General features: G+C 42.1%; 12 protein-coding genes. 11 read left to right on the top strand and 1 reads right to left on the bottom strand.

Annotated features, from left to right (window positions below):
• The 11 genes from NCY30_RS08750 (at window position 1) to NCY30_RS08700 (ending at window position 11,243) form a co-directional block, all read left to right on the top strand.
• Window positions 1–912 (top strand): PSP1 domain-containing protein, encoded by a 912-nt coding sequence (locus tag NCY30_RS08750; RefSeq protein ID WP_006428828.1) that lies wholly within the window; start codon window positions 1–3, stop codon window positions 910–912.
• Window positions 902–1,648, top strand: a complete 747-nt coding sequence (locus NCY30_RS08745; protein WP_173732984.1) for a tRNA1(Val) (adenine(37)-N6)-methyltransferase — start codon at window positions 902–904, stop codon at window positions 1,646–1,648. The genes NCY30_RS08750 and NCY30_RS08745 overlap by 11 nt, the downstream gene beginning before the upstream one ends.
• Before the next feature lie 95 nt (window positions 1,649–1,743).
• Window positions 1,744–2,580 carry a 16S rRNA (cytidine(1402)-2'-O)-methyltransferase gene (gene rsmI / locus NCY30_RS08740; RefSeq protein WP_022416441.1) on the top strand — a complete coding sequence of 279 codons (837 nt, stop codon included), beginning with the start codon at window positions 1,744–1,746 and terminating at the stop codon, window positions 2,578–2,580.
• A 146-nt stretch (window positions 2,581–2,726) separates the two neighbouring features.
• A complete protein-coding gene (locus NCY30_RS08735) occupies window positions 2,727–3,839 on the top strand; it encodes an ABC transporter ATP-binding protein (RefSeq protein WP_006428825.1) in 1,113 nt (370 codons plus the stop codon).
• A gap of 247 nt (window positions 3,840–4,086) precedes the next feature.
• Window positions 4,087–5,172, top strand: coding sequence for a PucR family transcriptional regulator (locus NCY30_RS08730; RefSeq protein ID WP_022416442.1), 1,086 nt, complete (start codon window positions 4,087–4,089; stop codon window positions 5,170–5,172).
• 68 nt (window positions 5,173–5,240) lie between these two features.
• Complete coding sequence (locus tag NCY30_RS08725) at window positions 5,241–7,520, top strand: hydratase (protein ID WP_173732986.1); 2,280 nt, start codon at window positions 5,241–5,243, stop codon at window positions 7,518–7,520.
• Window positions 7,521–7,702: 182 nt separating this feature from the next.
• On the top strand, window positions 7,703–7,840 hold the full coding sequence (locus NCY30_RS08720; protein WP_242853906.1) for a PTS lactose/cellobiose transporter subunit IIA: 138 nt from the start codon (window positions 7,703–7,705) through the stop codon (window positions 7,838–7,840).
• A 350-nt stretch (window positions 7,841–8,190) separates the two neighbouring features.
• Entirely contained in the window at window positions 8,191–8,451 is a 261-nt protein-coding gene (locus NCY30_RS08715; protein WP_237998744.1) for a hypothetical protein, read from the top strand.
• Window positions 8,452–8,487: 36 nt separating this feature from the next.
• On the top strand, window positions 8,488–8,640 hold the full coding sequence (locus NCY30_RS08710) for a hypothetical protein (RefSeq protein WP_155512060.1): 153 nt from the start codon (window positions 8,488–8,490) through the stop codon (window positions 8,638–8,640).
• 95 nt (window positions 8,641–8,735) lie between these two features.
• Entirely contained in the window at window positions 8,736–9,242 is a 507-nt protein-coding gene (locus NCY30_RS08705; RefSeq protein ID WP_139009255.1) for an RNA polymerase sigma factor, read from the top strand.
• A 6-nt stretch (window positions 9,243–9,248) separates the two neighbouring features.
• Complete coding sequence (locus NCY30_RS08700) at window positions 9,249–11,243, top strand: beta-propeller domain-containing protein (RefSeq protein ID WP_250818634.1); 1,995 nt, start codon at window positions 9,249–9,251, stop codon at window positions 11,241–11,243.
• 149 nt (window positions 11,244–11,392) lie between these two features.
• Here the strand turns inward: NCY30_RS08700 and NCY30_RS08695 are convergent, their stop codons facing one another.
• Window positions 11,393–11,959 (bottom strand): biotin transporter BioY, encoded by a 567-nt coding sequence (locus NCY30_RS08695; RefSeq protein ID WP_055303281.1) that lies wholly within the window; start codon window positions 11,957–11,959, stop codon window positions 11,393–11,395.
• Window positions 11,960–12,400: the final 441 nt, after the last annotated feature.

The raw sequence follows: 12,400 nt of genomic DNA, 5'->3' as shown, positions 1-12,400 counted from the left end.
ATGACGAAGGTAATAGGCGTTAGATTCAGAACTGCCGGGAAAATATATTTCTTTTCACCGGGAAAACTTGAGATCAAGACCGGTGATAAGGTAATCGTTGAGACTGCAAGAGGTGTGGAATTTGGTTCTGTAGTAACCGGACCGAAAGAAGTGGAAGATGACAAGATCACACAGCCACTCAAATCCGTGATCCGTCTTGCGACAGAGGACGATAAGAAAAAAGAAGAGAAGAATAAAGAAAAAGAAAAAGAAGCATTCAAGATTTGTTTAGACAAGATCCACAAACACGGCCTTGAGATGAAACTGATCGATGCGGAATATACATTTGATAATAATAAAGTGCTGTTTTACTTTACGGCAGACGGACGAATTGATTTCCGTGAGCTTGTAAAGGATCTGGCGAGTGTGTTCCGTACCAGAATCGAGTTAAGACAGATCGGAGTGCGTGATGAGACGAAGATCCGCGGCGGGATCGGTATCTGTGGAAGACCACTTTGCTGCCACACGTATTTATCTGAGTTCGCACCGGTATCGATCAAGATGGCGAAAGAACAGAATCTTTCACTGAACCCGACAAAGATATCCGGAGTTTGCGGAAGACTGATGTGCTGTCTGACGAATGAAGAAGAGACATATGAAGAACTGAACAGTCATCTTCCGGCGAACGGAGATCATGTGACGACACCGGAAGGATTAAGAGGAGATGTACAGTCAGTTAACGTGCTCCGCCAGCTGGTTAAGGTTGTTGTGACGCTGGATAATGACGAGAAAGAGATCCGTGAATATCCGGCAGCAGAACTGAAGTTCAAACCAAGACGTAAGAAGAAAGACGTAAGACTTTCGAAAGAAGAGATGAAGGAACTGAAGGCGTTAGAAGAAAAGAACGGAGCGTCAAAATTAGATGATAACTAAATTACTTCCGAATGAAAGACTGGATGATCTGCAGATCAAAGGATATGAGATCATTCAAAGTCCGGGCCGTTTCTGTTTTGGAATGGATGCAGTGCTTTTGTCAGCATTTGCCAGAGTAAAGAAGAATGAAAAAGCACTGGATCTCGGAACGGGAACAGGAATTCTTCCGATACTTCTGGAGGCAAAATATCCGGGACTGCATTATACGGGACTGGAGATCCAGGAAGAGAGTGCAGATATGGCAAGGCGCAGTGTCAGTTATAACGGGCTGGAAGAACGGATCGACATTGTAACGGGAGATATCAAGGAGGCAGCATCCATATTCGGAGCCGCCTCTTTTGGGGTTATTACAACCAATCCCCCGTATATGATCGGAGACCACGGACTGAAGAATCAGAATGAAGCATTGTATATTGCAAGACATGAGGCACTTTGTACACTGGATGATATCTTAAGAGAGAGTGCGAAGATACTGAAAGTCAAAGGAAGATTCTATATGGTCCACAGACCGTTCAGGCTTCCGGAGATCATGACAAAGATGTGTGCGTATGGAATTGAGCCGAAGCGTATGCGGCTGGTATATCCGTATATAGATAAAGAACCGAATATGGTTCTGATCGAGGGAATGAAGGGCGGAAATCCGAGGATGCAGGTAGAACCGCCGTTGGTTGTATATCAGAAAGATGGAAGTTATACGGAGGAACTGCTTGCACTCTACAGAATGAGTCCGTCGTAAGTAAGGAAAATATCACGGCGCAAAAGCCATGGCAGCAGATGGAACGGGCAGATAGGTACAGAGCAGGTACCAAACATAAGATGGAGGAGTATGAGATGGCAGGAACATTGTACTTATGTGCAACACCGATAGGGAATCTGGAAGATATGACATTCCGGGCGGTGAGGATATTAAAAGAAGTGGATCTGATCGCAGCAGAAGATACCAGAAACAGTATCAAGCTTCTGAATCATTTTGAGATTAAGACACCGATGACCAGCTATCATGAATATAATAAGATAGAAAAAGGACACAAACTTGTAGAACGTCTGCAGGGCGGTGAGGACATTGCAGTGATCACGGATGCCGGGATGCCAGGAATCTCTGATCCGGGCGAAGAACTGGTGAAGATGTGTCAGGAAGCAGGGATCACGGTTACAGCTGTTCCGGGAGCCTGTGCATGTGTCACGGCGCTTACGATATCCGGACTTGGAACGAGAAGGTTCGCATTTGAGGCATTTCTTCCAACGGATAAGAAAGAAAGACAGGCCGTTCTGGAGGAACTGAAAGATGAGACGAGAACTATGGTCATTTATGAAGCACCGCACAGACTGGTCCGTACATTGAAGACGCTTCAGGAGACTCTCGGTAACAGACGTATCAGCATCTGCAGAGAACTTACGAAGAAGCACGAGACCGTATTTGCCACAACGATCGAAGATGCGCTGGTATATTATGATGTACAGGAGCCGAAGGGTGAATGTGTCATGGTGATCGAAGGAAAGAGCAGAGAAGAGATCCGCAATGAGGAAAAAGCCAGATGGGAAGAGATGAGTATCGAAGAACATATGGAACTTTATCTCGGACAGGGAATGGACAAAAAGTCTGCGATGAAACAGGTGGCAAAAGACAGAGGTGTAGGAAAAAGAGATATTTACCAGGCACTTTTATAGGCTGTTCGTCAACTTGTATAGAAAAAGAGAAAAAGATTGTTCAACTTGGGCATTACCCGGGTTGAACTTTTTTTATATACTTTTATCAGAACGAAACAGATAACGACTGGAATAAAAATGATTATAAATCAGGAGGAATTATAGCAATGGCAAGTTTATCATTGAAACACATTAACAAAACATATCCAAATGGATTTGAAGCAGTGAAAGACTTCAACCTTGAGATTGAAGATAAAGAATTCATCATCTTCGTAGGACCTTCAGGATGTGGTAAATCTACAACACTTCGTATGATTGCCGGTCTGGAAGATATCACTTCCGGAGAATTAAAGATCGGAGACAGAGTGGTAAATGACGTAGAGCCAAAAGACAGAGATATCGCAATGGTATTCCAGAACTATGCTCTGTACCCACATATGACAGTATACGATAACATGGCATTTGGGCTGAAATTAAGAAAAGTACCAAAAGACCAGATTGACAAAATGGTTCGTGAAGCAGCTAAGATCCTTGATCTGGAACCACTGCTTGACCGTAAACCAAAGGCTCTTTCAGGTGGACAGAGACAGCGTGTTGCAATGGGACGTGCGATCGTTCGTAATCCTAAGGTATTCCTTATGGACGAGCCTCTTTCAAACCTGGATGCAAAACTTCGTGGACAGATGCGTATCGAGATCTCTAAATTACATCAGAGATTAGGTACAACTATCATCTACGTAACACATGACCAGACAGAAGCTATGACACTGGGAACCAGAATCGTAGTTATGAACGCAGGTATCGTTCAGCAGGTAGATACACCACAGACTCTGTACGATCATCCATGCAACCAGTTCGTAGCCGGATTCATCGGATCACCACAGATGAACTTTGTTGACGCTACATGTAAAGTTGTCGGAGATAAAGTATACTTAGTAGCAGGACCTTCAGAGATCGAACTTCCACCGGCAAAAGCTAAGAAGCTGATCGAAGGTGGATATGCAGGAAAGACAGTTGTTCTCGGAATCCGTCCGGAAGATGTACATGATGAGCAGATGTTCATCGAAACTTCTCCTAATACAGTGATCGAAGCTAAGATCCGTGTATATGAGATGCTTGGTGCAGAAGTATTCTTATACTTTGACTATGAAGGATCAAGCATGACAGCAAGAGTTGATCCTAGAACAACAGCAAGAACAGGTGACCATGTGAAATTTGCTCTGGATGCTGAGAAGATTCACGTATTTGATAAAGAGACACAGGTTACAATCACTAACTAGTCTGTAATTACAGATAGGAATAAAGACCGCGGTAATCGTGGGGAACAGATGAATATAAGAGGGGCCGGGCGTGAGACAGCGTCCGGTCTTTTGCATTTTTTATGCAGACAATAAAATTTTACTTTGTTAAAGCGTTATTATCTGTTATAATGTATTCGTAATGCAGTTCGTTAGCGTGTTAAAATGTATACAAGTATGCAAGAGGACACAAAGAACAGTATTGCGGACAGGAAATGGAGGACAATGAGTGTTATCAAATCAGATATTACACAAAACAGCGCAGGATATCAGGGAGATCACCGGATTTGACTGTGCAATATGGGATATGCAGGGACTTTGTCTTGTAAGGACGAATGAGAATCTGACAGAGTATGAGCTTCAGATTCAGGATTTCCGTGATGATGAAGAAGAGCCGGATGAGATGATCCTGGATGAGATGGGAATGTTCCGCATCTATGAGGACAGTGATCCGACTTATATACTGATGCTGAAGGGAAATGCAGATGGTATGGAACTGGCGGGGCGCATGGGAGCAAGCCAGCTTAGGAATCTTCTTTATGCATACAAAGAACGGATGGATAAGAACCGGTTCATTCAGAATCTGCTTCTGGATAACCTGCTTCTGGTCGATATCTATAATCAGGCAAAGAAGATGAAGATTCCGGCAGAAATTAAGAGGGTTGTATTTGTAATCGAACCGAAGAATGAAGGAGACATTCTGGTACAGGAAACACTGAAAGGTCTGTATGCGACGGGAACAAAGGATTTCGTAACCGCAATTGATGAAAAACATATCATTCTGGTAAAATCATTGCAGTCGACTGATGACTATCCGCAGGTAGAACAGATCGCCAAAGAGCTGGTCACAACACTGAACATGGAAGCTATGGTAAGTGTAAGAGCAGCATATGGAACAATTGTAGAGGAGTTAAAGGATGTATCCAGATCATATAAGGAAGCAGATATGGCACTGGAGGTTGGAAGAGTATTCTATGTAGAGAAGAAAATTCTTGCATACAATGAACTTGGGATCGGGCGTCTGATCCATCAGCTTCCGGCATCACTCTGTGAGATGTTCCTGAATGAAGTATTCGAAGATGGCAAAGCAGACATTTTCGAAGAAGAAGAACTGACGACTGTTTATACATTTTTTGATAATAATCTGAATATATCAGAGACGGCAAGGCGCCTGTATGTGCATAGAAATACACTGGTGTACCGTCTGGAGAAGATTCAGAAGAAGACTGGACTGGATGTTCGTGTATTTGATGATGCACTGACATTCAAGATTGCTATGATGGTAGCGGATCATATGAAATATATGAAACAGTAATTTTGTTAGAAAGTGTCTGAATTCAGACATTTCAATATATTTATAACACGATAGTAGGAGGACAAAACATGCTGAAATTATATGACAAGGGAGTCTATTTACTGAATGGAACAGAGATTGTGGAAGAAAAAGAAGCAGTTGCTGCAAAGACAGGTAAAGATGTGACTCCACAGGAAGCTGCAAAGAATACGATGGCATATAACATTCTGGCAGCGCATAATACCTCAGGAAATATGGATCGTCTGCAGATCAAGTTCGATAAGCTGACGTCCCATGACATTACATTTGTCGGAATTATTCAGACGGCCAGAGCATCCGGACTTGAAAAATTCCCGATTCCTTATGTACTTACGAACTGTCATAACTCACTTTGTGCGGTTGGAGGAACCATCAACGAAGATGACCACATGTTTGGTCTTACCTGCGCGAAGAAATACGGTGGAGTCTATGTACCGCCTCATCAGGCAGTCATCCATCAATTTGCTCGTGAGATGTTAGCCGGCGGCGGCAAGATGATCTTAGGATCAGACAGCCACACCCGTTACGGAGCACTCGGAACCATGGCTATGGGAGAAGGCGGACCGGAGCTTGTAAAACAGCTTCTGAATAAGACTTATGATATCAAGATGCCGGGCATAGTCGGAATCTACTTAGACGGCGAACCAATGAAAGGTGTCGGACCACAGGACGTAGCACTTGCGATCATCGGTGCAACATTTGGAAATGGCTATGTTAACAATAAAGTAATGGAATTCGTAGGACCTGGTGTAAGTAAATTAAGCGCTGACTTCCGTATCGGTATCGATGTTATGACAACCGAGACCACCTGTCTGTCATCTATCTGGAAGACCGACGACAAGATTAAAGAATTTTACGACATTCACGGAAGAAGCGAAGATTATAAAGAGCTGAATCCTGGAGCTGTTGCTTACTATGACGGTATGGTATATGTGAACTTAAGCGAGATCAAGCCAATGATCGCAATGCCGTTCCATCCGTCTAATGTGTACACGATTGACGAAGTAAGAACGAACTTAAAAGACATCCTTCACGATGTAGAGCAGAAAGCTCTCGTAAGCCTGGACGGGGCAGTTAATTATTCTCTGCAGGATAAGATTGTGAACGGACAGTTATATGTGGATCAGGGAATCATCGCAGGATGTGCCGGTGGTGGATTTGAAAATATCTGTGCTGCAGCAGACATTATCAAAGGACATTACATTGGTTCTGATGAATTTACATTCAGCGTATATCCGGCAAGTACACCGATTTACATGGAACTTGTAAAGAACGGTGCAGTTGCTGACCTTATGGAAGCAGGAACGATTGTGAAGACAGCATTCTGCGGACCTTGCTTCGGTGCCGGAGATACACCTGCCAATAATGCGTTCTCCATCCGTCACTCAACCAGAAACTTCCCGAACCGTGAAGGCTCTAAGCTTCAGAGCGGACAGATCGCATCTGTTGCACTTATGGATGCACGTTCCATCGCAGCAACAGCAGCAAATAAGGGATTCCTTACACCTGCAACTGACATGGATGTGGAATACAAAGGACAGAAATATCACTTTGATAAAAATATTTATGCAAACCGTGTCTTCGACAGCCACGGCGTAGCAGATCCATCTGTAGAGATCAAATTCGGACCGAACATCAAAGACTGGCCGGCAATGGCAGCACTTCCGAAGAACTTACTCCTGAAAGTAGTATCCGAGATCCACGATCCGGTTACAACAACAGACGAATTGATTCCGTCAGGAGAGACATCTTCTTATAGATCAAATCCTCTGGGACTTGCAGAATTTGCATTATCCAGAAAAGACCCTGCTTATGTAGGCCGTGCAAAAGAAGTGCAGAAAGCCGAGAAAGCAATCGAGGCAGGACAGTGTCCGTTAGAAGTATTAGACGAACTGAAACCAGTTATGGCAAAAGTACGCAAGACGTATCCGGAAGCAGGAGAAGGCAACCTTGGAATCGGAAGCACGATCTTCGCAGTAAAACCGGGAGACGGTTCCGCAAGAGAACAGGCAGCATCCTGCCAGAAGGTACTCGGCGGCTGGGCAAATATTGCGAACGAATACGCAACCAAGAGATACCGTTCGAACCTGATCAACTGGGGTATGCTTCCATTTATTACAGAGGAAGATCATGAGAACTTAAGCTTCAAGAACGGTGATTATATCTTCGTGCCGGAGATCAGAAAAGCAATCGAGGATAAGAGTGCTGAAATTAAGGCGTATGTGGTTGGAGATACTTTGAAAGAGATCACTCTGAAGCTCGGTGATATGACGGATGCGGAGAGAGAGATTATCTTAAAAGGATGCCTGATCAATTATTATAGAGGATAGAGAATAAGAAAGACAGAAAATAAGACAGATAGAAACACTCCGGGAGGTCTGATAGACAGCCTGGAAAGTTTTGATTTTTCAAAAGTCCATTATGTATTTATGACAGTGTCGATTACCAAGGAGATTCCTGTACCAATCGTAGAAGTCGGAATGTTCCTGGGACAGGACGATGTACAGATCTGGTGCAGAAAGAAGCGGCCGGTGAAGACGCGAAGATGAGTCTCATCCTTGCACATGCAGAAGACCAGATGATGAGTACGGAAGTATTCAAGGTTTTGGCAGAAGAAATGATCGAACTTTATAAAAAAGTGAACAAATAAATTAGAATTATTTTAATAACCTTTTTTCTCTCCAATATAAACAAATAAAAACTCTTCAGAATTCTGAGACATGAAAGATTTGTCGGGATTTTGAGGAGTTTTTTGACGTCATAATAAAATAGGTAGATGAAAAATAAAATTAAATTTACTATATACAACCTGAGTGCCTTATGCTAGAATATATCCAAGCATTATATTTCTATATTTTCTAAAGCAGAAAAACTGTTTCTATATTCAAGCGAAATACATATCAGAGATTTTCAATGCTTAAGATTCACAACATATTAAAATGAGCGGGAGGATTTCTGAAAAAGTATAGATCCTCCTGAATTGCAAGTGGAGGATAATGGATGGAAGAAAGCAAAAGAGAACGATGGAAAAAAGCAGTGTTACCGGAAAGAGACACAAAGATGGGATTTTATCTTAACAGTAGAGCACCATATGTTTTGTACGAAGGGGAGACGAAGTCACGATATTTTATTGATAAGACATTGATGCTGGAAAAAATATTTGGATTTATAGAAGAGGAAGTAGACGGGCTATATGAGAAGTATCTTGCGGATACGGTGAATCCGAATGGGAAATTATTGGACAAATTCTGGTCCATATGATGAGATCTGAAAGTTGATGATACAGCAGAATCAGCAGTGCGTCAGATCAAAGAAAAGGGTTATGCGTTACGTTTTCAGGGAAAACTGGGTGATGACGAAATATACACGGGTGACATTCTGGCAATTGGAATCGGTTATTGGAAGGACTCAAAGGAACATGAATGTAAGATAGAAAAACTTTCAATTTAGTGCAACAGAATCTGGAGTAAAAGACTCTTATATATGTAGATGATAGAGAAAAGAAAGAAAAACCATGAAAACTCATATCTGAGGGAGGACACGATATGAAATGCAGTATAAAGAAATTCTCGGAAATGTACGAGACTGTCTACCGTGATCTGTACCGTTACGCACTGTGCCTGATGAAGAATCCGCAGGAAGCTGAAGATGCGGTGAGTGAGGCGGTTATCACAGCATACGAGAACATACATAAATTAAAAAAAGAAGAAGCATTCAAAAGCTGGATATTTACAATTCTTACGAATAAATGTAAGAAGAGATTGAAGAAAGCGTTAAAAGAAACACCGGGAAGAGAAGAAGAACTTCCGGAACAAGCGACAGCACCGGATTATGATCTTGCAATCGATGTTAAGAAAGCATTCTTTGTGCTGTCGGAAGAGGAACAGATATTAGTCGGATTATCCGTATTTGGCGGGTATTGCAGTCAGGAGATCGGTGAGATGATGAGGCTGAATCCGAACACGGTACGGTCGAAGCGGAGCCGGGCACTTAAGAAGATGGAATGTGTGCTGGGCAGTTACGGCGAAGATGAGAAGGAAAGAAGGGAGTGAGAAGGTATGAAGCGCGAGAATGAACATAAAGAATATTGTGAACAGGACATCGTAGATCAGATTTCAAGAATGTCAGAAGATACAGAAGTCCCGGATAGTCTGAGATCGGAGAATATAGATAAATTATTGGAAAAGAAAAAACAGAAGAAACATTTCCGTCCGTATCAAATCGGGCTTGTAGCGGCGGCCTGCGTGGCAGTTGTGGCGGGAACTGTAGTGTGGCAGTATGGAAGGATGCATGAAGGAGCGATAAATTCTCCAGATGTGTCAGGTGGCAATGCAGGCAGCAGTGCAGGAAATAGTAATACAGTAAAGAAGATCAGCGACAGTAAGAAGATCAGGACAGCCCAAAGTTATGACGAAATCTATAAATATATCAAACGTTCACAAGATAACTCCGGCATTGCAATGTATGCAAGAAGTGTAAATGAAACAGCAGCCGTAGAGGATTCGGCTTCAACAGGAAGATCAACGGCGTCTTCAACGGAAACGGCCTCGGCAGATACCGGTGTGGCAACAGCAGATGGCAGTTATTCACAGACCAATGTACGACAGTCCGGTGTAGATGAAGGGGATATTGCCAAAACAGACGGGACTTATCTATATGTGCGGGAAGATAATGGCCGGACCATCGATATTGTAGACGTAGGAAACAGCGGAACGAATATAGAAAAATACAGCGAGATTACGCTTGGAAAAGAATACACAATACAGGAGTTTTATGTAAATACAGATCAAAAGAAACTGGTGGCTGTATGTCAGAAAGAATGTGCAGATAAAAGTAACAAAAAGCAGACGAACACAGATACCTGGAATCAGACTAAAACAGCGGCGGTCACTTATGACATCCGTGATATTAAAAAGCCGGTAAAAGAAGGCGAAGTAACACAGAGTGGTACTTACAATTCGTCTCGTATGGCAGACGGATATCTGTATCTGTTCAGTGAATACTATACAGGTGGCGACATGGTCAAAGATAAACCGGTCACCTATGTGCCTCTGGTGAATGGCAAAGAGATGAGCCAGACCAGTATCTGTCTGCCGCCGGTGAATTGTGGAACAATGTATGAAGTGATCAGTTCCGTGGACATCAGCAAACCGGATAAAACAGTAGATAATAAGGCAATTCTCTCCGAAGGCGGTCAAATGTATGTAAGTGGAAAAAATATCTACTATTATGAATCAGAATGGCAGCAGGATAATCAGACTGTGACGACACTTCGCAAGATTTCTTATAGAAAGGGCAAGCTAAAGGCCGTAGCTCAGGGAAAAGTAAAAGGATATCTGAATGATACATTTTCACTGGATGAATATAAAGGGAACTTAAGATTATTTACAACCAATGATGATGAAAATCTGGTAACAATCTTAGATAAGAAATTGGATAAGATCAGTTCTATCGAGAATCTGGCAAAAGGGGAATCCATCTATTCTGCAAGATTCATGAAAGAGGCAGGATATTTCGTGACATATGAGCAGGTAGACCCGTTGTTCAGCGTGGATCTGTCCAATCCGGAGAAACCAAAGATCCTCGGCAAATTAAAAATCCCGGGATTTTCAGAATATCTGCATTTCTATGGAGAAGATAAATTACTTGGAATCGGCATGTCAACCGATGAAGAATCAGGGGTGTCGGAAGGCGTAAAAATCACCATGTTCGATATTACAGACAGAGCGGATGTAAAAGAAGAATCAACCCTTGTACTGGATGATCTGTATGGAACAAATGCAGCATACGATTACAAATCCGTTCTGGCCGATCAGCAGAAAAATAGGATCGGGTTCTCCGGCTACAGCCAGAATGGGGAAACGTACTGCCTGCTGACTTATAATGGAAAAGAGAAAAAGTTTGAAACAATCCTGAAAGAAGAGATTAATGGAAATACTTCGCAAGGTATCCGGGGGATTTATATAGAAGATACATTATACGTGATCAGTGGAAATATTATCGAGGCTTATGATATGGATACCGGCAAGAAAAAGGGAGATATTATATTGTAAAACCGGAAGTTTTATAGTCGAGGTTCCAGAATGGAAAATAAAACACACAATACCGAAACAGAAGGAATCATATAATCGGTATTGTGTGTTTTTTAGATACCAAAGTATGCAAGAGAAGCTGCCAATGGCAAGTTCTGTAGATGTAACTGTTACTGCATATGACTCAGACGGCTGCGAAGCACAGGTCCGACAATGATCGCAATGATAATCTTCACTGCGTCACCGGCAAGATAAGGGATAACTCCGACAGAAAGTGCTGCAACAAAGGACATTTTTAACTGAATTGCAAGCCACTCTGTACCGAAGATATAAGTGATCGCCATACCGATGAGCATACCGACAACGGCCAGGATTCTGTTCTTTGGAAATTTGTCAACGAACAGTCCTGCGATCAGTGCGAGGAAGATAAAACCAATCAGATATCCGCCGGTAGGACCTGCAAGCTTACCTAATCCGCCGGTGAAACCAGAGAATACAGGAAGACCGACAAGGCCAAGTAACAGATATACGATATAGCTGATCGTTGCATCTTTAAATCCAAGTACATAGATACTGATCATGATCACCAGGTTGGTAAGACTGATCGGTACCGGACTGACAGGGATCGGAATCGCCATAGGAGCGAAGATACAGGTGATCGCAGTCATCAGGGCGATCAGAACCAGTTTACGGGTGGAGAGCCTTTTCGTTGTTGTGCTGTTTGCTGTGTTATTCATAGTAGTAATTGTCTGCCGGCTGGCAGAACTCCTTTCCTTTAGATTCATATCAAAATATAAAAGCAGTATAAAATGAAATGTGCAAAATGTCAACTATGTGTTTGGTGCGGTTAACAATTGAAAAGGTGATATGTTGACAAATATGGTTACAGAGAAACTGTATAGTATTGTGCAAACATTAAAATAAATATATAGAAATCAGACAATTTAACGTAAAAAATAAAATAATGAAAAATAAAAGAAAATAATCGCAAAAAGTATTGACAAAACAAAATGCGGATGATATTATGTAATCAATCCAAAGGAAATCCGAAATAAACAAAAAGGACTCCTGACGAGAAAGGGAATCTTGAAAATTCTATAGCATATATTTTATAAGAGAATTTTTATTATCAGAGTTTCGATTCATTTAGAAATCTAAAATGCATATATAGGTATAAA

Origin of the sequence: Dorea sp. MB18-49, from assembly GCF_023669465.1 — a bacterium.
GTDB classification, from domain to species: Bacteria; Bacillota; Clostridia; order Lachnospirales; family Lachnospiraceae; genus Dorea_A; species Dorea_A longicatena.
The sequence above is the reverse complement of the archived record's forward strand: the minus strand, read 5'-3'. Positions and strand labels throughout refer to the sequence as shown.